24 protein-coding genes, 1 pseudogene and 1 other annotated feature are annotated in these 23,156 nt (G+C 48.1%); of the genes and pseudogenes, 12 read left to right on the top strand and 13 right to left on the bottom strand.

Annotated features, from left to right (window positions below; genetic code table 11):
• Positions 1 to 124 precede the first annotated feature (124 nt).
• Positions 125 to 1,897: a sigma-70 family RNA polymerase sigma factor gene (locus tag D5E69_RS23610; protein ID WP_159129469.1), complete on the top strand. Its 1,773-nt coding sequence runs from the start codon at positions 125 to 127 to the stop codon at positions 1,895 to 1,897.
• An 82-nt stretch (positions 1,898 to 1,979) separates the two neighbouring features.
• Here D5E69_RS23610 and D5E69_RS06920 read toward each other — a convergent pair whose 3' ends face one another.
• The 4 genes from D5E69_RS06920 to D5E69_RS06935 all read right to left on the bottom strand — a co-directional run bounded on the left by D5E69_RS06920 (position 1,980) and on the right by D5E69_RS06935 (position 3,649).
• Positions 1,980 to 2,441: a DMT family transporter gene (locus D5E69_RS06920; RefSeq protein WP_048005061.1), complete on the bottom strand. Its 462-nt coding sequence runs from the start codon at positions 2,439 to 2,441 to the stop codon at positions 1,980 to 1,982.
• 12 nt (positions 2,442 to 2,453) lie between these two features.
• Positions 2,454 to 2,882, bottom strand: coding sequence for a DMT family transporter (locus D5E69_RS06925; RefSeq protein WP_048005060.1), 429 nt, complete (start codon positions 2,880 to 2,882; stop codon positions 2,454 to 2,456).
• Positions 2,883 to 2,946: 64 nt separating this feature from the next.
• The gene (locus D5E69_RS06930) at positions 2,947 to 3,264 is read right to left on the bottom strand and encodes an ArsR/SmtB family transcription factor (protein WP_048005059.1); all 318 of its coding nucleotides are present in this window, start codon (positions 3,262 to 3,264) and stop codon (positions 2,947 to 2,949) included.
• 10 nt (positions 3,265 to 3,274) lie between these two features.
• Positions 3,275 to 3,649 carry a winged helix-turn-helix transcriptional regulator gene (locus D5E69_RS06935; protein WP_048005058.1) on the bottom strand — a complete coding sequence of 125 codons (375 nt, stop codon included), beginning with the start codon at positions 3,647 to 3,649 and terminating at the stop codon, positions 3,275 to 3,277.
• Positions 3,650 to 3,761: 112 nt separating this feature from the next.
• Between D5E69_RS06935 and D5E69_RS06940 the strand changes: the two genes are divergently transcribed.
• Positions 3,762 to 4,256: a lactoylglutathione lyase family protein gene (locus D5E69_RS06940; RefSeq protein ID WP_048012561.1), complete on the top strand. Its 495-nt coding sequence runs from the start codon at positions 3,762 to 3,764 to the stop codon at positions 4,254 to 4,256.
• 135 nt (positions 4,257 to 4,391) lie between these two features.
• Here D5E69_RS06940 and D5E69_RS06945 read toward each other — a convergent pair whose 3' ends face one another.
• Positions 4,392 to 6,071 (bottom strand): sensor histidine kinase, encoded by a 1,680-nt coding sequence (locus tag D5E69_RS06945; RefSeq protein ID WP_159129470.1) that lies wholly within the window; start codon positions 6,069 to 6,071, stop codon positions 4,392 to 4,394.
• A pseudogene (locus D5E69_RS06950) lies at positions 6,068 to 6,774 on the bottom strand (response regulator transcription factor). Before D5E69_RS06950 ends, D5E69_RS06945 begins: the two are co-directional and overlap by 4 nt.
• A 155-nt stretch (positions 6,775 to 6,929) precedes the next feature.
• On the opposite strand from D5E69_RS06950, the gene D5E69_RS06955 reads away from it, so the two are divergent.
• Together D5E69_RS06955 and D5E69_RS06960 are read left to right on the top strand one after the other, a co-directional pair.
• A complete protein-coding gene (locus D5E69_RS06955; RefSeq protein ID WP_159129471.1) occupies positions 6,930 to 7,619 on the top strand; it encodes an ABC transporter permease in 690 nt (229 codons plus the stop codon).
• Positions 7,613 to 8,530 (top strand): ABC transporter ATP-binding protein, encoded by a 918-nt coding sequence (locus D5E69_RS06960; protein ID WP_159129472.1) that lies wholly within the window; start codon positions 7,613 to 7,615, stop codon positions 8,528 to 8,530. Before D5E69_RS06955 ends, D5E69_RS06960 begins: the two co-directional genes overlap by 7 nt.
• A 35-nt stretch (positions 8,531 to 8,565) precedes the next feature.
• On the opposite strand, the gene brnQ is transcribed toward D5E69_RS06960, so the two are convergent.
• The 3 genes from brnQ to D5E69_RS06975 all read right to left on the bottom strand — a co-directional run bounded on the left by brnQ (position 8,566) and on the right by D5E69_RS06975 (position 12,414).
• Positions 8,566 to 9,885: a branched-chain amino acid transport system II carrier protein gene (gene brnQ, locus D5E69_RS06965; RefSeq protein WP_048016237.1), complete on the bottom strand. Its 1,320-nt coding sequence runs from the start codon at positions 9,883 to 9,885 to the stop codon at positions 8,566 to 8,568.
• A 55-nt stretch (positions 9,886 to 9,940) separates the two neighbouring features.
• Positions 9,941 to 10,179, bottom strand: a binding site (T-box leader).
• A gap of 96 nt (positions 10,180 to 10,275) precedes the next feature.
• On the bottom strand, positions 10,276 to 10,680 hold the full coding sequence (locus tag D5E69_RS06970) for a VOC family protein (protein WP_048005051.1): 405 nt from the start codon (positions 10,678 to 10,680) through the stop codon (positions 10,276 to 10,278).
• Between the two features lie 315 nt (positions 10,681 to 10,995).
• On the bottom strand, positions 10,996 to 12,414 hold the full coding sequence (locus D5E69_RS06975) for an NAD-dependent succinate-semialdehyde dehydrogenase (protein WP_159129473.1): 1,419 nt from the start codon (positions 12,412 to 12,414) through the stop codon (positions 10,996 to 10,998).
• A gap of 188 nt (positions 12,415 to 12,602) precedes the next feature.
• Here D5E69_RS06975 and D5E69_RS06980 point away from each other — a divergent pair, with 188 nt between their 5' ends.
• The gene (locus D5E69_RS06980; RefSeq protein ID WP_048012559.1) at positions 12,603 to 13,532 is read left to right on the top strand and encodes an NADP-dependent oxidoreductase; all 930 of its coding nucleotides are present in this window, start codon (positions 12,603 to 12,605) and stop codon (positions 13,530 to 13,532) included.
• A gap of 103 nt (positions 13,533 to 13,635) precedes the next feature.
• Here the strand turns inward: D5E69_RS06980 and D5E69_RS06985 are convergent, their stop codons facing one another.
• The 3 genes from D5E69_RS06985 to D5E69_RS06995 are packed head-to-tail and all read right to left on the bottom strand — an operon-like array spanning position 13,636 to position 15,469.
• Positions 13,636 to 14,295 carry a hypothetical protein gene (locus tag D5E69_RS06985; RefSeq protein ID WP_159129474.1) on the bottom strand — a complete coding sequence of 220 codons (660 nt, stop codon included), beginning with the start codon at positions 14,293 to 14,295 and terminating at the stop codon, positions 13,636 to 13,638.
• Positions 14,292 to 14,507 carry a DUF3951 domain-containing protein gene (locus D5E69_RS06990; protein WP_048005047.1) on the bottom strand — a complete coding sequence of 72 codons (216 nt, stop codon included), beginning with the start codon at positions 14,505 to 14,507 and terminating at the stop codon, positions 14,292 to 14,294. The genes D5E69_RS06985 and D5E69_RS06990 overlap by 4 nt, the downstream gene beginning before the upstream one ends.
• A complete protein-coding gene (locus tag D5E69_RS06995) occupies positions 14,507 to 15,469 on the bottom strand; it encodes a DUF4003 family protein (protein ID WP_159129475.1) in 963 nt (320 codons plus the stop codon). Before D5E69_RS06995 ends, D5E69_RS06990 begins: the two co-directional genes overlap by 1 nt.
• Before the next feature lie 325 nt (positions 15,470 to 15,794).
• Here D5E69_RS06995 and D5E69_RS07000 point away from each other — a divergent pair, with 325 nt between their 5' ends.
• The 7 genes from D5E69_RS07000 (at position 15,795) to D5E69_RS07030 (ending at position 22,320) form a co-directional block, all read left to right on the top strand.
• Entirely contained in the window at positions 15,795 to 16,643 is an 849-nt protein-coding gene (locus D5E69_RS07000) for an AraC family transcriptional regulator (protein WP_159129476.1), read from the top strand.
• A gap of 152 nt (positions 16,644 to 16,795) precedes the next feature.
• Positions 16,796 to 17,785 (top strand): hypothetical protein, encoded by a 990-nt coding sequence (locus tag D5E69_RS07005; protein WP_159129477.1) that lies wholly within the window; start codon positions 16,796 to 16,798, stop codon positions 17,783 to 17,785.
• A gap of 62 nt (positions 17,786 to 17,847) precedes the next feature.
• Positions 17,848 to 18,483, top strand: coding sequence for a sigma factor-like helix-turn-helix DNA-binding protein (locus D5E69_RS07010; protein ID WP_159129478.1), 636 nt, complete (start codon positions 17,848 to 17,850; stop codon positions 18,481 to 18,483).
• Between the two features lie 16 nt (positions 18,484 to 18,499).
• Entirely contained in the window at positions 18,500 to 19,078 is a 579-nt protein-coding gene (gene clpP, locus D5E69_RS07015; protein ID WP_048005042.1) for an ATP-dependent Clp endopeptidase proteolytic subunit ClpP, read from the top strand.
• Between the two features lie 112 nt (positions 19,079 to 19,190).
• The gene (locus tag D5E69_RS07020) at positions 19,191 to 20,249 is read left to right on the top strand and encodes a C45 family autoproteolytic acyltransferase/hydrolase (protein ID WP_063191328.1); all 1,059 of its coding nucleotides are present in this window, start codon (positions 19,191 to 19,193) and stop codon (positions 20,247 to 20,249) included.
• Positions 20,250 to 20,495: 246 nt separating this feature from the next.
• Positions 20,496 to 21,053 (top strand): helix-turn-helix transcriptional regulator, encoded by a 558-nt coding sequence (locus tag D5E69_RS07025; protein WP_053072217.1) that lies wholly within the window; start codon positions 20,496 to 20,498, stop codon positions 21,051 to 21,053.
• Between the two features lie 40 nt (positions 21,054 to 21,093).
• Positions 21,094 to 22,320: an ATP-binding protein gene (locus D5E69_RS07030; RefSeq protein ID WP_159129479.1), complete on the top strand. Its 1,227-nt coding sequence runs from the start codon at positions 21,094 to 21,096 to the stop codon at positions 22,318 to 22,320.
• A gap of 36 nt (positions 22,321 to 22,356) precedes the next feature.
• Here the strand turns inward: D5E69_RS07030 and D5E69_RS07035 are convergent, their stop codons facing one another.
• Positions 22,357 to 23,031: an NAD(P)H-dependent oxidoreductase gene (locus D5E69_RS07035; RefSeq protein WP_159129480.1), complete on the bottom strand. Its 675-nt coding sequence runs from the start codon at positions 23,029 to 23,031 to the stop codon at positions 22,357 to 22,359.
• Positions 23,032 to 23,156: the final 125 nt, after the last annotated feature.

The raw sequence follows: 23,156 nt of genomic DNA on the forward strand, positions 1-23,156 counted from the left end.
TGAAGCCGTCATCCGTGACGGCTTTTCACTGGAACGGTGCAGGACAGGCTATTACATAAAAAAATGAAGATACAATGAACTTTTCACGCAACCAAATACTCTTACAGGAAAGAGAGGTGGAGAAATGAATCTCAGAAGCGCAGTGAAGAAGGCGAAAAAAGGCAGCAAAGACGCGCTCCTTCAACTAATCATGGAAGAAAAGGAAAACTATTATCGATTGGCCTATGTATACGTCGGAAACGAACATGATGCCATGGATGCCATGGAAGATATGATCGTCACCGTTTATGAAAAAATTGAACAGCTCAACGATCCAGATGCTTTTTACAGCTGGAGCAAAACGATTCTTGTGAATGGCTGTAAAACCATGCTCCGGAAACAAAATCGCCTCGTGTTGAAAGAGGAGTGGGCAGACGAGGGGGAATCCTCAAATCCACTGGAACACAGCGACCGCGAGATGGAGATCAAGGAAATGCTTCTTCAGTTGAATGAGCACCAGGCAGAGGCCATCAGACTGAAATATATACTGGATCTTGATTATTCAACCGCCGCTATGGTGATGGGCGTGTCGGTGGGGACAGCAAAATCCAGGGTGTTCCAGGGGTTAAAGAAATTAAGGGAAACGTTTGGGGGACAGCAAATGAATGAAGTGGATAAAAAACTAAGAAATGAAGCAGAAAAAATGAAGAGTATCCAGCCGCCACAAGACCTCGAAGCGCGCCTTCGCACAGCCCTCAGCCATAGGCCGCAAAAGAAAAGGAACGGATGGAAGGCCGCAGTGGCCGCAGCTGCAGTCCTTATGATCCTCGGTTCGTTTCAATATCCAGCCCTTGCCTACTACGGAAAGAAAATCGTGGGTGCAGAGGACGTCATGAATGGTACGCTCCATGATTTGAACGAGGCAGGGATGGGCCAGGTCATCGACCGGACCTATGCTCTTGGAGAGGATGAAAAGATCACGATCGATGGTGTCATTGTCGATGAGAACCAATTCATCCTGTATTACACTTTGCATAATGCCAACGGAGTGGAAGAAGGGGATACATGGGAGCCGGGTGACCTGACCGGCTTCTTGACAAGAGAATATATGATCAGTGCAAAGACGGTCGTCAGTGAAGACCGGACAGAACTTAAGGGTGAAATCCGATATGATCCACCGAATGCCTTTGCCAAAGAGCTTACCCTTCATCTTGACCACTACAAAAACGATGAATGGGTGAAAGGAAAAAAACTTACCTTCAACTACCGGCCGGATCAAGCACTGCAAACCAAATTCAAGCAGGGGATCAATAAGACTGTGACATTTGATAATGGCTCCATCACGTTCAAGAGTATTACGGCAAGCCCCACCATCACGGTCATCAAAGGGAAGATGAAGCTGGATGAAGATATCAACGATCCACTTCACGATATTGAGCTTGTCGCAGACGGTAAAGTCCTTGAGTGGCAGGGGTCCGGCAGCTCATCCAACTGGGGTCTTTCCAATGATATTGAACTTGAATTCGATGCTCTCCCACACAACCTGAACAAACTTGAACTGGTAGTGAACGCATTTCCTGTAAAGGAGAAAATGGACATCTCCGTACCTCTCTCGGCATCTGAAACGTTTAAAGTGAATGATCAGAACGTAATGGTGAAGAAAAGCGGGGTAAAAGATGGGCAGGCTTTCGTAACAATCGAGAGCGAGGATGGGCTGCGCCTTGACGGAGTGAGCATCAAGACCGAAAGCGGGACTGTCAAGCTCGACCACACAACCGGTGACGAGTATACGAAAAGGGACGGAGAGGCTATCCATGAGCGCACCCTCCTCTTCGATACAAAGGATGAACCTCAATCACTCATCGTGAAAGGAATTTCGTACATGAAAACATATGATAAACATATCGATATCCAGTAGATGCAACGAATCTGAAAAAAGCCAAGAATCCCATGAACGGATTCTTGGCTTTCCTTCGTTACGTTTCTAAGACTGATGCCCTTTATGCAGACTGTTCCTGGCCTTTCTTATTCCCTACATAAATAAACCGTAAAGCAAGGAGCATAAGGACGATGGCAAGGATTCGTTTCCAGTCCAGGTGGATTTCAATCCCGCCGAACCATCCGAAATGGTCGATGATCATCCCCATGGTCAACTGTCCGATGACAGTGGATACGTTTGTGGCGATAACCCCGATCTTCGGAACGGCAAGAACTGTAAGGAACAGGTACCCTACACCGAACCAGACGGCAGCCAGCTGCCATTTAGGAACATCGAATATAGCGAAAATATTTCCATCTCCAAAGAACAGGATGATGAGGAATAAAATCATTGCACCCGTAGCAAACGTCATGAACGCTGTCTCATAGGTACCGGTTTTTCGACTGAGTGCCCCGTTCACGGAGGACTGTGCGCTTAGTGTGAAGCCGCCGAGCATGGCGGCGATCAGGATGAATGCAGACATGTTTGGACCTCCTTAATAGATGAGTACGAGAGAGGCAGCCATCAGGATGATAGCTATGACTTTCTCTTTGTTGATGCTGATCTTTTCACTTCCGAGCCACCCTTTGTGCTCAATGATCATACTCATGATCATCTGTCCGACAATGACGCTGATCATGGACAGTCCAACTCCTACCAGTGGAACACTGATCACAAGGATGGTAAGATAGATGGTCCCGAAGAATCCACCGGTGAGCTGCCATTTTGGTGCTTTGAGGGAATGGGACAGCGAGCCTTTTCCGAGGAAAAGCAGGACAATACCGAGAATGATCGTTCCGACGAAAAAGTTATAAAAGCTGCTTTCCAATTTCCCGATCGTTTTCCCGAGCTCGCCGTAGATGGCTCCCTCTGTACTTAATGATGCACCTGCAATGAGGGCGACGATATAAACCCATAGCTTCATAGTATGATGACTCCTTAAATCTATATTTCGAATAATATCGATATGATAACTCAAAAAAAGAGGCTTAAAGCTCCTCTTTGATCCACTTCGCAAGTTTCTCTATATTCTCTTCATTCCTTCGGTAGTACGTCCACTTTCCGTGACGTTCCGACTCCAATAATCCAGCCTTCTGCATCATAGATAAATAGTGCGAAACAGTGGATTGGGACATCCCGGCCCTTTCCGAAATATCACCAACGCACACGCCTCCTTTTTCACTCATATTCTTCGAAAGATGTGCAGAAGGCTTGTCGAAATGATCATAGGGATCTTTCAACCATTTCAACATTTCCAATCGAGTGCTGTTAGCCAACGCTTTGAAAATATCTACGTAGTTTTCCATGTGCATTAGACTAATCGATATTTATCGATATGTCAACCGGAGAAACTTCATCGGAGAAAGGACCGTGGGCACGTCCCCATTTGTGCATGGCCTGAAGGACGGGCATCACCGTGCTGCCGAAATCGGATAAGCTATATTCTACTTTTGGAGGGACGGTGTCGTAGGATGTCCTGATGATGAAACCATCTTCCTCGAGCTCTTTTAACTGCTGGCTGAGCACTTTATGTGCGACGCCTGGAAGGAGTCTCCTCAGTTCATTGTAGCGATGGACCCCATCCGTTCCAAGATGCCACAGGATCACGGTTTTCCACTTCCCGCCGATTTTTTTCAATGTATATTCAATGGAGCACTTCAGCTTTCCATTTTCACCTTTCTCAACTGCCATTCAGTTCACCCTTTCTTACCTCCAGGTTAGTATCTCACAAAAAAGTGCATACTTACATTCGGACGAATCGCCGATTATAATGAGGGCAATTCAACTAAAGGAGGACATGAATATGAAACCATATCCAAGATCATTTTCACATATCGGCCTTAGTGTGCCAAGCCTGGAGGAAGCGGTGAAGTTTTACCAGGAGGTATTCGGCTGGTATATCATCATGGAGCCTTCCGACGTGGAGAACGATGATAGTGCCATCGGACAAATGTGCCGTGACGTATTCGGCACTGAATGGGATACATTCAGGATCGCACACATGGCGACAGGTGATCGGATCGGAATCGAACTATTCGAATTCCCGCAAAATGAAGCCCCTGAGAACAACTTTGAATACTGGAAAACCGGCTTGTTCCATTTTGCGATCCAGGACCCTGACATCGAAGGGCTCGTGGAAAAAATCAAAGCACACGGCGGGAAGCAGCGCATGCCGATCAGGGAATACTACCCTGGTGAGAAGCCTTACCGGATGGTGTATGTAGAAGATCCTTTCGGCAATATCTTTGAAATTTATTCTCACGGTTATGAGCTGACGTATTCGGAAGGCGCGTACTGACATCTAGAAAAAGTAGCAGAGGCTGGGACAAACGTGTTTCAGTCATAGAAATACCCGGATTCATTCGCCTAAGATAAGGTTGATGAATCCGGGTATTTTAATGGGCACTTTATAGTGTTTTCCAAAAATCAGGTCCTATAGGGGCAGGATGACCCTTACCCTTGTTCCTTCGTCAGGTGCACTCTGTACATTGATGGAACCGTTGTGCAGTTCAATCAGCTGTTTCGTAATGGCCATCCCGAGTCCGGTACCGCTTCCGGAATCACTTGTGTTTGTTCCACGGTAAAAGCGTTGGAACAAGTGGGAGAGGGTCTCGGAATCCATTCCTTCTCCATCATCTTCAATTTTGATGACCAATAGTTGGTTTTCTATGGCTTCAGTGGAGATGGTGATCGTTGTACCATCTCCGTTGTGTTTGATGGCATTGGATAAGAGGTTGTCGAGGATCCGTTGAAACCACTTCCGGTCCACCATCCCGAGCATGGGGGTTTCCGTAGGAAGGAAGCGGATATCGGCTTGTGCCGTATTGATGAAATAAATGACGCTCCTCCGCACCGCTTCGTTGATATCTGTCCTTTCTTTCCTAATGGGCAGGGCTTGGCTGTTGAGCTGATAAACGAGGGTGAGATCATCAAGGAGATCCTTCATGAATGCGGACTTATCCACGATTGTACCGGCAAAATCCCTTATTTCTTCAGGAGTCCACTCATATTGATCGGACTGCAGCATCTGGGCATATCCGGTAATGGATGATAAGGGGGTTTTCAAATCATGCGATAGTCCGCTGATCCACTCTTCCCTTGAGCTGACCACCTTCTTTTCGTGCCTCTCGTTGCTCTTCAGTGTGTCCGTCAGCTTGGATAGCTGGCTGAAAAGTTCTTTGTATAGACGATAATTCCGTTTAAGCTTCCCGTTTTTCTTATAGATCGTGGATTCCCCGACCTGGTTGACCGGTTGGGAGTATTGACCGTCAGAGAGCTGCTTGATCCATTTAACCATGATCAAGAGAGGGGTGCCGAGATTCCGTGCATACCAAAAGGTGCTGAACAAGATCAGGAGGGCAATGACGATAAGCGCGATGAACCACCCGTTATGGATCGGTACCGAAATGGGTGCTTCAGCAGGAGGGTGAATCCCTGATATCAGGATCTTTCCTGAGAGGGGATCTTGGTGCACGGACTGATCCGGATCATCCAGCTGAAGGATGTCCTTGTACGTGTAGTTCTCTGAAGGTGGCCGGTCTCCATAAGCTTGAAGAACATTGCCATCAGGGTCGGTCAGTTGAATCCACACACCCTCTTTTTTTAGTTGCCGCTGATCTTTTGACGAAGGCAACCATTCTCCTTTACTCCAATCGACCTCATCTTTCACCTTGCTCAACCATTGCTTCTCAGGATGATGTTTCCCGAGCATCACGTAGGACGGTTCATCGTCCATATTCAGGATCTCCCACGTATGGATATCGGTAAAGGAGACCTCATCGGCAGCCGAAAGAAGATGTTTTGAAGAGAGAACGGAATCGGGAGCACCGTAAGATCCGGCAAAGTCTCCCCTGGAGTCCAGGATGATCAACCAGCTCTTTTGCTTTTGAAGAATTTTTTGTAAATGTTGATCGATGGTTGCTTTGCCATCCTTGACCTCGACCCTGTCGGAAAAATAGAGTCCTTCTGCGGTGGTGAGGTCTTTTTCAATGGCAGAATTCATGGTGAGGAACGCGATGAATAAGAAAATGATCAAGATCGACAGCAATAATAGGAAGCCGGTCAGGATCAGGCGACCGAGGAGGTGGAGGATGAATCGAGTATGGATATTCATCTGCTCCCCCTTGGAATCTCCAGTTTATACCCGAGCCCCCGGACGGTCAGGATGAGCTCAGGATTCCCTGGATCTTCCTCGATTTTCTCCCGCAACTTCCGGATGTGCACCATGACGGTGTTATCTTCCCCCATGAAGGCGTCTCCCCACACCTGCTCATAGAGCTGTCCTTTGCTGAAAAGCTGATTCGGGTGCTTACAAAAGAATAGTAATAATTGGTATACTTGAGCAGGAAGTCGAACGGATTCCCCCCGTACGAACACTTCTCCTGTCGATGTGTTCATTTCGATGGGTCCGCAGCTATGCACGGTCTGATCCTGTATCGTACTGATCTTCAACCTCCTGGATAGATGTGCCTTGATCCTTGCAACGACTTCGAGGGGTTGAAGGGCTTGGTGATGTAATCATCAGCCCCGACTGCAAATCCCGATAACTTATCGAGGTCGCCGGCCTTGGCGGTCAGAAAGAAGATCGTGGCATCGGATTGCTCGCGGATCGATGGGCAAATCTCAAAACCTGTTTGATCAGGAAGCATCACATCCAAGAGTATCAAATCATAGGTATGACTCTTACATAGGGCAAGTGCCTGTGAGGCAGTCTCTGCTTTATCAATCTTTGAAATTCCCTCTCTGAGGAGCAGGGTCTCAAGCATATTCATAAGTGCCATTTCATCATCAACAATCAATAATCGTGCTTCATTCATCATTAATCTCCTAACTTAACGGTGTTACACCTATCATATCATCAAAGTTTTAGTAGAATTAGAGAATTAAGGAAAAGTTAAGGTGGGATTTCACCTGCGTTAAATGTAGTGGATTATCCTTTTTGTATAGACAAATAAGAAAAGGAAGTGTTCATATGTTTGCCATCGCCAAAAGGGAATTCTTTCAATTATTCAAGGGGTTCAAGTCCATCGCCATCATCCTCATGCTCCTTGTCCCGACGTATTATTTTGCGAAATTCTCCTCTATGTTCGAGAGCGCATTGGAGTTAACGCCCGATGAGGCGGATATGGCCCATTCAGCAGGCTTGCTGGTGGTCATGATTGTATTCGGTCAACTGTTCGTCATGGGACTGTCGCATGACACGATGAACCGGGAGATGCATGAACGGACCATGAGATTCCTGTTGACCCGTACGTCAAGGCGGTCCATCGTGGCAGGCAAGTTCCTCGGGATCCTGGCATTCTGGTTTGCTTGCATCACTGTTTCCCACGTGATCATCGCGATTTTCTCACACCGATTCGATGCTTTCACATTCTTTCAGCTCATGGGTCTCATCGCTTGTCAGGTAGCCTTTACGGTCTTCCTGTCGACGGTGGTCCCGGTGCCTGCGTTGACGATGTTTATGAGTATCATTGCCGGAATCCTCCTTCCGATCCTCGGCTACTGGTTGGCATACACCTCGAATCCATGGTTCAGCTGGATGAAGTATGTTGATCCGAACTATTATCTTGTCAGGGAAGATTATACGTTCTTGCTCATGTATCTTGATGCTTTCATTTTACTTTTACTAACATATATATTCTTCCGAAGGAGGGGATGTTGATGATTACAACGAAAGGGCTGACAAAGTCGTTCGGGAAAAATCAGGTAGTCAAAGGAATCGATCTCACGGTGGAGAAGGGGGAGATCTTTGGGTTCCTCGGGAGGAACGGAGCAGGGAAATCAACGTTCATCAACATGCTGACCGGTATCGTGATACCAACTTCCGGTAGCTATTCCCTCCTAGGAGAAGAGGAGAATCACAATGCAATCAAGCACAAGATCGGCGTCATGCCTGATTATTCAACATTCTATCAATCCATGACCGCACTGAAGCATCTGCAGTTCCTTGCCGGTGTATCGGGGAAAAAGGTATCCAAGGATACGTGCATGTCGGTGCTGGCCGCCGTCGGTCTAGAAGGGCATGAACATAAAAAAACCTCCAAGTTTTCCTTCGGTATGAAGAAGAAGCTTGGAGTGGCACAGGCCATCATCCATGATCCTGAATTGATCTTCCTTGATGAACCGACTTCAGGAATGGACGCAGAGTCGGTCCTGCAGATTCAGCACCTGATCCGTTCCCTGCAGAAACAGGGGAAAACGATTTTCATGACGTCTCATAACCTCGACGAAGTGGAAAAGATCTGTAACCGTCTTGCTATCATGAAGGAGGGGTGGATTATTAAAAGCGGCACGATGGAAGAGCTGAGGGCATTTTACCGCTCGAACATTGAAGTGAAAGTCAAACATTCACCCATCCCTGTCCGTGATCAAGAGGATCTGGAACAATGGCTTTCCATTAACGGTCGGGATCTCGAAATGGAAGAAACCCATTTTCATATAGTGGTGGAGGATGAGAAGAAGATTGCTGACATCATCCGCGTCCTTAACCGGATCAAGGTTGACGTTTACCGGGTAGAGGTCGATGAACCAACCCTGGAAGAGATTTTCCTTGAAAGGGAAGAGGCAAAATAAATGGCAAGGTGTCGCGAAGACACCTTGCCTTTCGTTTAGCCATCCCACTGTTCGCTCGTCCGTCGGTAACCGGAAATATGGTCCCATACAAAACCGATGACGGCACAGAGAAGAGCGGGAAGGGTCCACTCCAACCCATTAGCCGATAGAGGGATCCAGTCTACGGCGTGTTCGAGACTTTTCGGTACCATATTGAAACTGTGGAACGTTTCATAAAGTGAAAACGCACCCGTCATCCCCACCGAAAGGATGAACATCCTCCTGCTTTTCCCCAGGAAGAGCTGAGCAAGGGAGAGGACAACAAGAACGATGGCTATAGGATAGATCAAGGATAGAAGAGGTCCAGCAATCTTGAGGATCATATTCAATCCCAGGTTCGTAAAGAGAAGCCCGATCAAGGTGAATACCCCGACATACCCTTTATAGGAAAGGAGGGTGAAGCGCTCCTGGAAAAATTGAGCGCACGCATTGATCAGACCGACACAGGTTGTCAGGCAGGCGAGGATCACGATTGAACCGAAGATCAGATTCCCGCTGGGGCCGAATAGCTGTCCCGATGCCAGCACAAGGAGTTCGGCGCCGTTGGCAACAGCCTGGTCGGCAGGAATCACCCTTCCGATCCATCCGAGAGATACGTATACAAGAATGAGACCCAGAGCGGCAATCGATCCTGCACCGATCGTCCCTTTCACAAGCTCACTCCGTTTGCTCATTCCTTTGGAGCGGAACCCATTTATGATGACAATGCCGAAAGCAAGGGCTGCGATGGCGTCCATTGTATAATAGCCTTCAATGAAGCCCGTAAGGAACGGGGAGTGTTGGAACTTGTCTGTTGTCGGTGCATCCCCGTACGAATAGGTGAAAAAGGCCTTAATGAATAGAATAGCCAATACGATGAGAAGTGCTGGAGTAAGCCACTGTCCCACAAGGTCGATGGCTTTCTTCGGATTCAGGCAGATCAAGAACGTCACTCCGAAGAAGATAATCGAGAATAGGAGAAGAGGCATATGCCCCTGGACGGGAAGAATCTGTTCGAACCCGAGCTCGAATGCCACATTGGCGGCCCTTGGAATACCGTAGAAGGCGCCGATGGATAAGTATACGATGATGGCGAAGATCATCCCGAAAAGGGGATGAACCCGTTCACCGATTGATAAAAGCCCATTCTTCGAAAGAGACACAGTGATGATCGTGAAGAAGGGAAGGAATACAGCTGAGAGAATGAAGCCAGTGATGGCAGGTATGAATGCATGACCTGATTCCATTCCAAGGGTAGGAGGGAAAATCAGATTCCCGGCCCCGAAGAAAAGGGAAAAGAGCATGAATCCAGCTACGATAATATGTTTTTTATTCATAATGTTGAACCTCCTGATTATATCCTGAAAAACAAAAAAGCCCGCCCCTTAAATAAAAAGGGACGAGCTTATACCCGCGTTACCACCCGAATTCCGCCTGCCAAAGAAGCAAGCGACACTTGAACGTACCAACATACGTCTTCCTGTTAACGGTGGAAAACCGGCAGTGCTTACTCCGTTCGGCACTGCGTCTCAGGGATGATTTTCAATAGGGTACCGTTCGCCTGCTCCCACCAAATGCCGGCTCTCTTTGCAACAGTGTCCCAATCTACTCTTTCCCGTCGTTGACATTTACTATAGTAGTAATCTAGCACAGAAGGAATTCATTCGTCAATTTGTTTTTTAAATATAGTATTTATTCTGACATATAAGGGAGGAACCTGTAAACGCTTAGAATCCCTGTCTGACTTCATCGAACGATAAGGAGGAATGAAGAATTTCTGATAAAGTCACTCTATAGCCATCAGGATCGATCAGGACGACTTCCCGTGCATTCCACGGTCGATCGACTGGCCCTTCCACAATGCTTGAGTCCGGAGCTCTCCCAGCAGTAAGGTGTACGTCATGCCACTGCAGATTGATGGTGATTCCCTGTGGATGAACGATTGATCCAGCAGGGATCAGCATTAGATCCTGGTATCTTTCACCGCGGATATGGGCCATCACCATCTTGTTTTCCTCCCCCCTAAGACTGTACACCTCGTTGAATTCCAAGACATCCTTGTACCATTTCACGGAACGCTCGATATCTCTCACTTCCATTTTCACAAACATGGGCATCGGATATGCTTCCATTCTGTCACTCCTTTCTGTTGATATCCTTCACTGTAATCCATGACGCTACGTAAAGGTCAACAAAAAAAAAGAGGGTGGGACAATACTAAAAAGGACCATTGAATGACGAACACGATCAGTATAGGCTCTTTATACCGCACATGATTTCTGTGCAAGACTTCGCTTTCCGCGGGAGTCTTCGTCTTGCACTCCAATCAACCGCTGCTGGAAACCATATAACAAAATAAAAACCCGAATTCATTTGCCTGATCGCAGGCAGATGAATCCGGGTTGTACTATGACTAAAACACGTTTGTCTCAGCCACTCGAAAAGGATTATAATCCGACAGAAATATATTTCACTTCCAGGTATTCGTCCATTCCCTGATGGCCGCCTTCCCGGCCAAGTCCGCTCTGCTTGAATCCACCAAATGGTGCCTGAGGAGCGGATGGCCCTCCGTCATTCAACCCGACAATCCCGTATTCCAATTGCTCACAAATGGCAATTCCTCGGGAGATGTTTTCTGTGAACACATACGCGGCCAGTCCATAGATCGAATCATTGGCACGTTCAACGGCTTCTTCTTCCGTTTTGAACGTGGTGATCGGGGCAAGGGGGCCGAATGTTTCTTCGCTCATGCAGAGCATATCGTCTGTTACGCCGGTGAGTACGGTGGGTTCAAAGAACAGCCCTTCTTTCACGCTGCCTCCCGTTGCAATTTCAGCGCCCTTTTCAACGGCGTCATCGATATGTTTTTTCACTTTATCCACGGCACGGTCATCGATGAGAGGTCCGATGTCAATGCCTTCATCCAGTCCGTTGCCGACCTTCAGCTTTTTGACCTCTGCTACATATTTTTCGGTGAATTCATCAACGATGGATTCGTGAACATAAATGCGGTTGGTACATACACAGGTTTGACCGGCATTGCGATATTTGGAAGCTACCACTCCTTTGACGGCCTTATCGATGTCCGCATCCTGGGTCACGATGGAAGGAGCGTGACCGCCAAGCTCAAGGGAGATCTTCTTCATCGTATCCGCAGAGTTCTTCATGAGGATTTTACCGACAGGAGTTGAGCCTGTGAACGTGAGCTTGCGGACGCGCGTATCATCCGTCCACGCTTCCCCGATCGTCTTGGAGTCTCCGCTCACAACATTGATGACGCCTTTCGGTATACCTGCTTCTTCTGCCAGATGGGCAAGTTTGAAGGCTGTCAGCGGTGTGAGCTCAGCCGGTTTGATGACGACGGTGCATCCTGCCGCTAATGCAGGCGCGACCTTCCGTGTGATCATCGCAGCGGGGAAGTTCCACGGCGTGATGACGGCGACGACACCGACTGGCTGCTTCGTCACGAACATCCTTTTGTCGCGTTGCGTTGCCGGAATCTGCTCTCCATACACACGCTTTCCTTCTTCAGCAAACCAGGAAATGTAGCCGTTGGCATAGTCGATTTCCCCAAGGGCCTCTTTAAGCGGCTTTCCTTGTTCCAATGTCATCGTACGGGCGAGGTCTTCGCGATTATCATGAATGAGATCATGCCATTTACGGACCAGTTCGCTCCGCTCGTAGGCTGAGTGTTTACTCCAGCTTTTAAACGCTTCAGAAGCAGCATCGACAGCGTACTTTGCTTCCTTCGTGCTTCCGTTCGGAACGGTGGCGATCACATCTGATGTGGCGGGGTTGACGACCTCGATCGTGTCGAGATCCTGACCGGTTTGTTGACCATTGATCAATAGCGCATACTTTTCCATTAAATGAACCTCCTGAATTGATTGGTTGATAAGATAGTGAGAGTTTTCCCTCTCTATATGTAGCTTAAACGTTACCTCAAATGTTGCAGTGACGCCAACAAATGAACCTCGAAGTTCCTGTGTTTATTCTTATTCAGGTTGAGGGAACATATACCGTATGAACTTAGATTACCAAGGAGGAATCCACTGTGAAAGCAATTGTGATCAATCAATATGGAAGCAAGGATGTTTTGGAAGAAAAGCAAGTAGAGAAGCCGGCAATCGGTGATGATCAGGTGCTGGTAGAGAACCATGCAACTTCAATCAATCCGATCGACTGGAAGCTGAGAGAGGGATACCTGAAGCAGATGCTTGATTTTGAATTCCCGATCATACTTGGATGGGATGTAGCAGGCACCATTTCTGAAATCGGTAAGAACGTCAGCGGCTATTCCATCGGCGATCGGGTATTCGCCCGTCCGGAAACGACGAATCAGGGAACCTATGCGGAGTATGTGCCGGTGGATGCCCATCTGCTAGCACCCATGCCGGATTCCATGAGCTATGAAGAAGCAGCAGCAATCCCACTTGCTGGATTGACGGCCTGGCAGTGCCTGGTGGATTTTGGTGAAATCAAGAAAGGCGATAACGTATTGATCCATGCAGGATCAGGAGGAGTCGGAAGTTATGCCATCCAGATTGCTAAGAGCTTCGGGGCCCATGTCGCCACCACTGCGAGCGGGAAGAACGAGCAGTTTGTCCGGTCCTTGGGGGCAGATGAATTCATCAACTACCGGGAGCAGGATTTCAGCGAGCTCTTATCAGACTATGATCTTGTCGTCGATACGATGGGAGGAAAGGTTCAGGAGGACAGCTTCAAGGTATTGAAAAAAGGTGGCAAGCTCGTCTCCATCGCCGAACAGCCTTCTGAAGACTATGCGGCCGACTTCACAACGAAATTCCTGTGGCTGGAGCCGAACGGCGAACAGCTGAAGAAGCTGGCGGACCTTTATGAGAAGGGAGAACTGAAACCGATCATAGGAGAAACCTTCGACCTCAGTGAACAAGGCTTGAAGGATGCCCATGCCCTAAGTGAAACTCATCATGCAAAAGGGAAGATCATCATCAAAGTGAAGTAGAAACAGAACCAGTGAAAATCCGGGTGTGCTCACTTCCTGAACGGAAGGGCAACGCCCGGATTTTATATTTTTTATGGGAGTCTCAAAATGGTTTTGTATTTTTCTACCTATTATTGGGGGTGTGAATGCCTTTTATTGTATGCTCTGATTCAAACAACCCCTCCAGAAGATATCGTTGAACCCCTTTACAGCACTGAGCGGCCTCCCTGTAATGCCTCCTGCTTGCTTCTACATCCCCGCTCAGGGAGTGGAGTCGGCCGAGGATACTTTCTTTCATCCATTCTTTTGACATGGAATCGGCCCTCTCTGCGGCTTCTTCAAGCCTTCCTTCCTCTAGCAATAAATGAACCTGGTAATACTCCCTTACCTGCGACTGTTTAACTTGAAGAAGATGGGAAGCGGCGCTTCGTACATCCTTTCGCTGTGCAGCCTCTGCAAGAAGGAAAATCGCTTGGTGTGCGGGAGATTTGTACTTTCGCAGGACCTTGTTGAGCTGATCCTTCACCAGGAGAGGGTCACCTTGGCCGAGCGCCCAATAAAAGCCCAGTATCGGCTGCCTTGTGCGTGCAGATAAAAACTGTTCAACTTTGTGTGAATCTGTTGCATGGTACATATAATACATATAGGGAATCATGGCAATGAGAAGGACAGAGGCTGTGATCACCGTTACGACTGCACCAAAAGGAAGATCAAAAAAACCACCTGTAATACCTAAAGTAATAGCGAAGCTGAACATGATGATGTACTGTTTTTTGCTGATCATGGATGGTTCCTTTCCGGTTCGTCTCCAGTCTCTTCATCTACCGCCGGGATTTCCTGTTCTTCATGGAATTCCACTTCTGTCTGCCCGGTGATCCCGTCAAATGGCGTATAGAAGAGCGAAGGAGACCGTTTCTTTTTGAATGATTTTATCCCTGCGATGATGAGGAGCAATGTCACAGAGAGGGGGAGCAGGGCGAATGCCAGCAGCTCCATCATGAATCGTTGGACGAGCTTGTGGCTACGGCGCTTGCAGACATGGTGGCGATCATGGCAGTCTGCTGTGCTTGGATCAGTGTCTCGATCGTCGTCGACAAGCTCGTCGTGGCGAGGGAAGAATCCTCCAAGTGATTGCTCACATAGAAGTTCACGGCCATCATGAAATTCACATCTTTATGCCATCTGAATGCTTTGATCCTGTTCAGGTTGTCCCATACGGAACGGACCCTGCCGCAGTCCGCATCTTTGACGAATGACAGCAGGGCGACCTGCGGATAGTAAGCCGGTTTCATGCGGATTCCTTCCGAGCGGAGGGCATCATATACCCCTAGAACCCTTGATATCAGGGCTTCCGGTCCTTCTTCCTCCTGAAGGGAAAGGATATGGCTCATCGTCTGGAGATCATTCCCTTTTCGGAAGCCTTCATGGTTCAGCTGGTCGTAAAAGGACTCGATATAGCTCACAATATTCTCCTGTTCCTTTGTAGCGAGAAGTACGGCAAAAGGATAGTCGCTATGGCCGGTCAGAAATAAATGTTCCTTCGCCATACGCTTATATAGGGCAAGTGCCCGTTCAGGCAGGCTTGAATCCGTTTCTTCCTCACCAAGGACGGCAAGGGCAGCAAGATGGGTGAAGATTCCCCTCTTGAAACCTGCTTCAATGAGGCGGTCATAAAGAGCTTGGAGGCGTTCAAATTGTAGGCGTGGGTCTTCAGATTTCACATCGAGAAGGGCAGCGAATGAAAAGCGCAACTGCGTTTTCAAGTGAGAAAACATACCGGTTTCTTTTTTGATCATTTCGCTTATCTCCAAGAAGCGCTCCACGTCAAAAGCATGATCATTCGTACAGTAAATGGAGGCGGTCAGCATGAGTGCCCGTTGATCGGAAACCTGCCAGCGGAGACGCTTTTTCAAGGTGGTATAGATGAATTCATACTGATCGATCTGGTCTTGGATCATATTGAACACGTCCTTAAATGATTGATTCCTTTATATACGGATGTAATGGTTTGGGGTTTCATTTTCCTGCAGATGTCAATTTCTTATATGAAAGAAGCCATCTGCATTGTCCTGCCATACAAGAATCGTTATTAAATTTTTTACAATTTGAGTGAGAAATAGTTAATAGTCTGCTATGGTGATGTAGGATACATACTTTGTTAAACCACCAATATCTGAATGGGGGTATACTACGAGGGCGTTGAAGCAGCATCTGTCCTCAGAAAGCCGAAAAAGACAGGGAGGCTTCCGGGTTTCAATGTATTCTACATAAGGGGGGAATCAAATGGAAATGCTGGAGCGGTTGAATCAGTGCATCGACTATATTGAGAAGAATCTGGACGGAGTAATCGATCCGGATGAGCTATCTGCGCTCTCCATGTATTCCCATCATCATTTCCAGAAGATGTTTTCCGTCATCTCCGGGTGCCCGCTTGCGGAGTATATCCGGAAGAGGAGGCTCACCGTAGCGGCCCAGGAACTCATGGTGACAGAGGCAAAAGTGATCGATGTTGCCCTGAAGTATGGATATGAAACGCCGGAGTCGTTCTCGAAAGCGTTCCGGAAGCTTCATGGAGTGCCGCCTTCGAGGATACGTTCAGCGTCTGTCAGGGCGTACCCGAGATTGGGTTTTAAACTTCAGATAACAGGGGTGAACGAGATGAATTATCGCATGGTTGAAAAAGAAGCGTTCGAAGTGGCGGGGATCGGCAGGAGAATGAGCACGCAGGATGGAGAAAACCTAAGGGAGATCCCTAAGTTCTGGGAGCAGGTGAACAGGGATGGGATTGACCGGGAGATTTGCAGGGCTGCCAACGCCGATTCGATTATGGGCGTGTGCCTGCACGAAGATCGCACCAAGGATGAATTCACGTATTTCATCGGGGCTGAAAATACGGTGGCTACGGTAGCCTATGAAACGCATACGATGCCTGCTGCCACTTGGGCGGTATTTGAGGTGGTGGGTCCGATGCCTCTGGCCATACAGCGCGTATGGGAGAGGATCTTCACAGAATGGTTCCCGTCCACGGGATTTGAGCACAGCGGTGGTCCTGAGTTCGAACTGTACCCGATGGAAGACGCCGGGGCAGAAGACTTTCGCTGTGAGGTATGGGTGCCCGTTAAGAATCGTTAATATCATGTTGAAGCAAGGCAACGTCGTGTTGCCTTTTTTTGATTTTCAAGAATGTTCTTATTCATTCCTCCTAAAACTGGACCTTCTTGTTATAATGTAAGAAAAAGGATATGTGGATTGGGAGTGAATCGATGGTTTTCCGAAGGACACGTATGTCAAAATGGGCGCTCATGCTCGTGCCCGTCATCTTACTATGCAATATTCTACTGTATCAATCTTCAGTACAACTCTACCTAGATATTCATATCAGCAAAGAAGTGGTGTTCGGCAGCCTCCTTGACCTGGTGGTCGTCCTGCCGGCTTTGATGTATGCAGCATTCAGACTTTCCAAAAAACAGCTTGCAGGTATCGTGGTATTCGGTCTCGTCCTCGCAAGATTCATACTCCCCGAAGCATACTTTGCTCAGTACACGATTCTGCTGTATGCCGGACTGGCGGTCGAAGTGATCGTTGTCATGGGAGAACTTGCACTGGTCTTCCTCCTGGTGAAAAAGATACCGGACATAAAGGGCTATATGAGGGAGTCTGGAAACGGACCCCTGTTTTCACTTCTCCCCGCAGCCATACGGAATGTAAAGGATCATTTTATCGTCAGGTTGATCACCTCTGAAATCCTCACAATCTACTACGGTCTAATGAGCTGGAAGCGCAAAGCACCCGTCCATCGCGGAGTGGTGACCATGCATCAAACCACCAGCCACACAGCCATGAATCTCATGTTGATCCACGCCATCGTCCTGGAATCAGTGGGGTTTCATTGGTGGCTCCATGATATTCAACCGGTCCTGTCCATGGTGCTCCTCATACTCAATGTATACGGGGTCATCCTGTTCCTTGCTGAGATTCAGATCGCCCGCCTGCATCCCCTTGAAGTGAAGGACGGGATGATCTATATCGGCCAGGGACTTCAAAAGAGGATTGTCTTTCCTATAGAAAATATTGAACACATGGAGTGGGGTGGAAAACCAGCTGAAGCCGGTCTTCTCCTCATGTATAAAGATTTTGAAGAAGTGGAGCCCCAGGTTGTCATCACATTGAAGGAAGAAGCAGAAGCCACACTATTCATGGGTAGGAAGGTCATGGTGCGTGAAGTGGCCATCAGGGTGGATGATCCAAACCGCCTGAAAGAATTATTGGTGTGACCCGTATCTTTTTCGGCTTCCCATCCGTTAGTAGTGTGAGAGGATGATAAGGAGTGAAGGATATGCAACCTGTAGAAAAGTCGCCTCACCCAGGCGGCATGAAGGAACAAAGGGACAGTCTCCTACGATACTGCCGCTTTCTGACGAAAAATCAGTGGGATGCCGACGAGATTGCACAAGAGTCCCTTGCCAGGGCATTGGAACATTACCGACATGAGGAGTGGACCCAAGCACTGCTGAAGCGTATCGCTTATTCTGTGTGGATTGATGTAACGCGTAAGCGGAGATGGGAAACGGTGGAAGCTTCACGTCAAGAGCAGTCGTATCAATTGTCCGGTTTTGATTGCGCCCACCTTCTCCGTCACCTTACCCCGAAGCAGATGGTCACCTTCGTTCTGAAAGAAGCATTTCAGTTCCGCATTGCAGAGATTGCTTCCATATTGAACATGAGTGAAACCGGGATCAAGGCGCTATTGAGTCGTGCAAGGAACAGACTGAAAAATCTGCAGGATGAGCCTGGCATGGAGGAACCTTCCGACATTCAAAAACAACTGGATGCCATCCTGCTCCGTACCCTTCGTGCACAGGATCCTGCCCTTCTTCTTCAGTTTATCCCGACGCTGTTAGCCCGTCAGTCGACGGTAAGCGGTGAACGTCTGCATGTCCACTCCTCCTTCTTCCTCTCCAACGCAGCATAATGGAGGAGGATACAAGATGAATGCCATACCGTATGTGATTGAACAATCGAGTAACGGGGAGCGCTCCTACGATATCTATTCAAGACTGCTGAAGGACCGGATCATCATGGTAAGCGATGAAATCAACGATGCCATGGCCAACAGTATCGTCGCCCAGCTCCTGTTCCTGGCGGCAGATGCGCCTGACAAAGATATCTCCCTTTACATCAATAGTCCCGGTGGTTCGACTTCCGCCGGTTTTGCCATTTTCGATACGATGGAGTATATTACTCCGGAGGTGAGGACGATCTGTACAGGGATGGCCGCGTCCTTCGGTGCCATGCTCCTCCTTGCCGGCACCAAGGGGAAGCGGATGGCCCTTCCGAATAGTGAAATCATGATTCACCAGCCTCTCGGGGGGGCACGTGGGCAGGCGACTGACCTCGAGATCTCCGCGAAACGGATCGTCAAACTTCGTAAGCATCTCAATGAAATCATCGCGGAAAGGACGGGAAAGCCCCTGGAACAAGTCGAAGTCGATACCGACCGGGATTACTTCATGACGGCGGAGGAAGCGCTGGAATACGGGATCATTGATCATATCGTCAAAAAATAAGAGTGGGGCCCTTCTGGTATCAGAAGGGTTTTTGAATTGAAGGAGGTTTGCTTTCATTCTCTGGTTCCATCCTTTATGATGAGGGAAAATAGAGAAAAAGAGGGTTTATAGTATGAAGAAAATCCATAGTGATATCATCCAGTTCAGGGGTACTCACTTCGAATTCGGGAAGATGCAGGGAGATAAGTTGAAGGGTTCCTTGACGGTACGGAACAGAGAGAATCAATGGAAAGTGAGAAGACCGAGATTTGACATTGATCAGGAAGAAGCGGAGACGGCCATCAAGCGGTTCGCCCCCTATGTGTGGGAAGAAATTCTAGGCCTTCAGGAAGCCCTTGGGTGGCCGATGGAATCGGTGCTGAGGGAATTCGGCGGGTATCGGGTCCCCTATGGAAAATCAGGCTGCTCCATCATGACTGGAAACGGCTATCTCATACGGAACTATGACTATCACCCAAAAACCTACGAAGGCCGGTATATGCTCTTCCAGCCTGCTGATGGGGGATATGCCATGATTGGTCCGAGCCAGCGTACGACGGGCCGTATGGATGGCATGAATGAACACGGGCTGGCCATCGGCTATAATTTCATGCACCGCAAGAACCCGGGGCCGGGTTTCATCTGCTGCATGATTGGACGTCTGTTGCTTGAGTCATGCAGGAATGTGCCAGAAGCAGTCGACATGTTGAAGGAAATCCCCCATCGCAATTCCTTCAGCTATGTGCTCCATGATGCAGAGGGGAGGACGAAGATCGTGGAGGCCTCTCCACGTGGAATCGAGGTAAGGGAAGATCACGCGTGCACGAATCACTTCGACATCCAAGTAGGGGAGAATCGAAATCATCTTGGAGATTCCATGAGGAGGCTTTCCATCCTGAAAGAGCACCCGGGACTGGAAGCCGGGGAAGCCTTCAGGCTAATGAATGACCGTGATAAAGGAGTCTTCTCCGAGCTTTATGGAAGCTGGGCGGGGACCATCCATACATCCGCCTATTTCCCTAAAGAAGGAAAAGCATGGTTCGCCCTCGGCGGAGATCGAGAACCGGTTGAATTCGATTTTACCGAATGGCTACATGGAAAAGAGATCGGGAAAGAGAGAATCGAAGGGGAAGTGGACACAGATATTCCGTTCCTTCATATAGATGAAGGGGCGGATTGGTTTAAACGATGAAGAGCAAAGCCCGCCTGGGTATTTAGGCGGGCTTTTTCCATCATATTGCCTTTTGTATAAAACTCCTTAGAAGGAGGAAAATTCAAAAAAATACGTCCGTAAGACCTATTTTCATTTTCTGATATTACCTTTTCTTTAGTTCCTTTTAACAAATTTACGGAATTTAGCAAGAGTGACAAAATAGGCACATAGCTTTTAAATCCCTTCTCAGTATAATATAACTAGGAACAACTCGGAGGGATGCAGATGGAGCACAAAAAAAGAACTTGGCTTGGCAGGATGCGGAAGGTTAAGGGCTTAAGCCAGGATGAAGTCGCCAAACTCGTACATATTGACAGATCTTATTATTCGAAGATCGAGAATGGCTTGAGAGCTCCCAGTGAAAAGCTAGCAGAGGACCTCGCCGACCTGCTTGGATTCCACTATTCTGTATTCGGTATGGAAAAGAGTCCGTTCTTTTTTGCTTTGAGGCATTCGAAAGTGGTATTGGCACATTTCGACCTGAATCTGCGCTACACGTGGCTCTTTAATCCTCACGCAGATTTTGATCCTGTCCTTGCGGTCGGAAGGACCGACGTGGAGATGGATAAAGGCAGCGGGTCTGAACAGCTGATGCAAATGAAGCAGGAAGTGATCAGCTGCCGCATGACCATGAGTAAGAAGATCACCTTTACCCTTTCCGATGGTGACGCGTCCTATGATGTGACCTGTCATCCATTATTCAACGCCAGGGGAGTCCTGATCGGAGGGAGCACGGCAGCCATTCGATTACCGGTGTGCATTTTGCCGAAGGTTCATTCATGACAGAAGATCAGGATGGGGGGATACGATGTATCCGGAAGCCTTGACATTACTATTGCTGGATTTTCTATTTATCATTACCGGATTGCTCTTCTTTGCACTGTATTATGACTTAAAGAAGAAATTCCCCTCGAAGGTCTGTGCCCTCATGGTAGCGATTCCTGTTATCCTCTTATGCATGCTGTTCAGCTATGAGATCACTGAAGGCGTTTATGCAGATTTGAGGAGGATCCCCTTCTTCTTGGCAAGCCTTTACTTCGGTCCCCTCGTTTCGATTATCCTGGTCGCGGTCATCGTCGTGTTCCGATTCATTCTCATCGGTCCTGAACTGATCCATCTGGTGATCTTCAATTATCTTTTGGCGTTTCTGGTCATTGTCCCAATCAGTAAGAGGTTCTCTTACTATTCATTGAAGTGGAAACTGGGAATCATGATCATCCTGTGTACATATATGTCACTATTCAATCTATCTTTCGGCGAGCTGTATGATCCGAAGACAAAAGCCGAGGAATACATGCTCCTGCTGATTGTTCCTGTTGCAGCGTCTGTCATTGCTATTCTTTGTGCCGAGATGATCCGTAATCTCATCACCTTGAAGCGAAAGGAACAGAAACTCGAGAAGCTGAACATGGTGGGGCAGCTGGCAGCGAGTATTTCCCATGAGGTCCGGAATCCCCTGACTTCTTCTAAAGGATTCCTTCAACTGATCAGGGAAGAGAAGGATGTGGAGCTGCAGCGGCAGTTCATCGAGCTGTCCCTGGTGGGCATTGAACAGGCAACAGGTGTGATCGAAGACTATCTGACGTTCACGGATGCTGTACCGGATGAGGCTATACTGATCGATGTCCGTTTGGCCATCACGGAAGTAGCAAACGAATTGGAGTCTTTTTCGTCGGAGCGGAAAATAAGGGTGTACCTTGAGCTGGAGGAAGGGGTATTCATACGAGGGCAACGCCGCAGCTTCAGTCAGTGCATGATGAATATGATGCGGAATTCCATCGATTCCATGCCTGCCGGAGGTAAACTGACGGTAAAGGTGGAAAAGAAGGAGAAAGTACTCATTTCGATCTGCGACACGGGAGTGGGCATGACGAAGGATCAAATCAGACGATTCGGGGAACCCTTTTTCACCATCAAAGATGAGTCGACGGGCCTCGGGGTCATGGCGGCCCATATTATCGTCCAAGCCATGAAAGGGAATATCACCGTGAAAAGCGAACCAAACAAAGGAACGACCATTTATATCGAATTGAATCCTGGAATTGCATGAAGAAAGCCGGCGGATGCCGGCTTTTATTCATTCACTCTATACAAATTTCACGATATCATCAAACGGACGGCGGGTTTTTTCTGCCGGATCCTTCACGCGATATCCGAATGCCACCATGACAGAGATGCTGAAGCTGCCATCTTCAAGAAGTCCTTCTTCCTCAAGGAGCTTGTTCATCTTTTCGATGTGGAAGCCTTCAATCGGACAGGAATCCACTCCGATTTCGGCTGCAGCCGTCATCATATTGCCTAGTGCGAGATAGGTTTGTTTGCCTGCCCAGTCGTAAAGCGGGCGGTCACCACCAAGAAGGTTGAAGTCTTCTTTCTGGAATTCTTCGATTCTGCTCAAGTATTTTTGAAGATGCTCATCGGGCATATGTTTCACTTCTTTGAAGTGCTGCTGAAGATAGTCCGCATCGTAGCGTGTATCTTTTTTCGTCCTTGCGAGCAGGATCACGAAGTGGCTCGCTTCAGGGAGTTTTCCGTAGGCTCCCCATGCCGCATCCTTGATCTTTTGACGGAGCTCTTCGCTCTGGATCACGAGGAAGCGCCACGGCTCGAAGCCGAATGAAGAGGGAGAAAGACGCCCGACTTCCATGATGAATCGGAAATCATCATCGGAAACCTTTTTCTCAGGATCGAATTCCTTCGTTGCATGCCTGTCCAGATGGGCAGCGAGTATTTCTTGTTTGCGCTGTTCTTTGTTTTGCACTGCGATCACTCCTATCCATTTGATGAGAACACATTCACCCTACCACATGCGGGAGGGAAGTGCATGTATTTAGTATGGCGGAGGTGCAGGATTCCATTCTTTTGAAGTGATTCATGTATAATGGA

The sequence above is a fragment of the Rossellomorea marisflavi genome (genome assembly GCF_009806575.1).
GTDB classification, from domain to species: Bacteria; Bacillota; Bacilli; order Bacillales; family Bacillaceae_B; genus Rossellomorea; species Rossellomorea marisflavi_A.

What these genes read in the sequence shown, in the direction of transcription:
- D5E69_RS07010 (WP_159129478.1), top strand. Translation starts at nt 17,848, where the DNA reads ATGCAACCTGTAGAAAAGTCGCCTCACCCAGGCGGCATGAAGGAACAA.
- D5E69_RS07020 (WP_063191328.1), top strand. Translation starts at nt 19,191, where the DNA reads ATGAAGAAAATCCATAGTGATATCATCCAGTTCAGGGGTACTCACTTC.
- D5E69_RS06940 (WP_048012561.1), top strand. Translation starts at nt 3,762, where the DNA reads ATGAAACCATATCCAAGATCATTTTCACATATCGGCCTTAGTGTGCCA.
- D5E69_RS06945 (WP_159129470.1), bottom strand. Translation starts at nt 6,071, where the DNA reads ATGAATATCCATACTCGATTCATCCTCCACCTCCTCGGTCGCCTGATC.
- D5E69_RS07000 (WP_159129476.1), top strand. Translation starts at nt 15,795, where the DNA reads ATGGAAATGCTGGAGCGGTTGAATCAGTGCATCGACTATATTGAGAAG.
- D5E69_RS06930 (WP_048005059.1), bottom strand. Translation starts at nt 3,264, where the DNA reads ATGGAAAACTACGTAGATATTTTCAAAGCGTTGGCTAACAGCACTCGA.
- D5E69_RS23610 (WP_159129469.1), top strand. Translation starts at nt 125, where the DNA reads ATGAATCTCAGAAGCGCAGTGAAGAAGGCGAAAAAAGGCAGCAAAGAC.
- D5E69_RS06975 (WP_159129473.1), bottom strand. Translation starts at nt 12,414, where the DNA reads ATGGAAAAGTATGCGCTATTGATCAATGGTCAACAAACCGGTCAGGAT.
- D5E69_RS06935 (WP_048005058.1), bottom strand. Translation starts at nt 3,649, where the DNA reads ATGGCAGTTGAGAAAGGTGAAAATGGAAAGCTGAAGTGCTCCATTGAA.
- D5E69_RS06970 (WP_048005051.1), bottom strand. Translation starts at nt 10,680, where the DNA reads ATGGAAGCATATCCGATGCCCATGTTTGTGAAAATGGAAGTGAGAGAT.
- D5E69_RS06925 (WP_048005060.1), bottom strand. Translation starts at nt 2,882, where the DNA reads ATGAAGCTATGGGTTTATATCGTCGCCCTCATTGCAGGTGCATCATTA.
- clpP (WP_048005042.1), top strand. Translation starts at nt 18,500, where the DNA reads ATGAATGCCATACCGTATGTGATTGAACAATCGAGTAACGGGGAGCGC.
- D5E69_RS06985 (WP_159129474.1), bottom strand. Translation starts at nt 14,295, where the DNA reads ATGATCAGCAAAAAACAGTACATCATCATGTTCAGCTTCGCTATTACT.
- D5E69_RS07005 (WP_159129477.1), top strand. Translation starts at nt 16,796, where the DNA reads ATGTCAAAATGGGCGCTCATGCTCGTGCCCGTCATCTTACTATGCAAT.
- D5E69_RS06990 (WP_048005047.1), bottom strand. Translation starts at nt 14,507, where the DNA reads ATGGAGCTGCTGGCATTCGCCCTGCTCCCCCTCTCTGTGACATTGCTC.
- brnQ (WP_048016237.1), bottom strand. Translation starts at nt 9,885, where the DNA reads ATGAATAAAAAACATATTATCGTAGCTGGATTCATGCTCTTTTCCCTT.
- D5E69_RS06955 (WP_159129471.1), top strand. Translation starts at nt 6,930, where the DNA reads ATGTTTGCCATCGCCAAAAGGGAATTCTTTCAATTATTCAAGGGGTTC.
- D5E69_RS07025 (WP_053072217.1), top strand. Translation starts at nt 20,496, where the DNA reads ATGGAGCACAAAAAAAGAACTTGGCTTGGCAGGATGCGGAAGGTTAAG.
- D5E69_RS06920 (WP_048005061.1), bottom strand. Translation starts at nt 2,441, where the DNA reads ATGTCTGCATTCATCCTGATCGCCGCCATGCTCGGCGGCTTCACACTA.
- D5E69_RS06960 (WP_159129472.1), top strand. Translation starts at nt 7,613, where the DNA reads ATGTTGATGATTACAACGAAAGGGCTGACAAAGTCGTTCGGGAAAAAT.
- D5E69_RS06995 (WP_159129475.1), bottom strand. Translation starts at nt 15,469, where the DNA reads ATGATCCAAGACCAGATCGATCAGTATGAATTCATCTATACCACCTTG.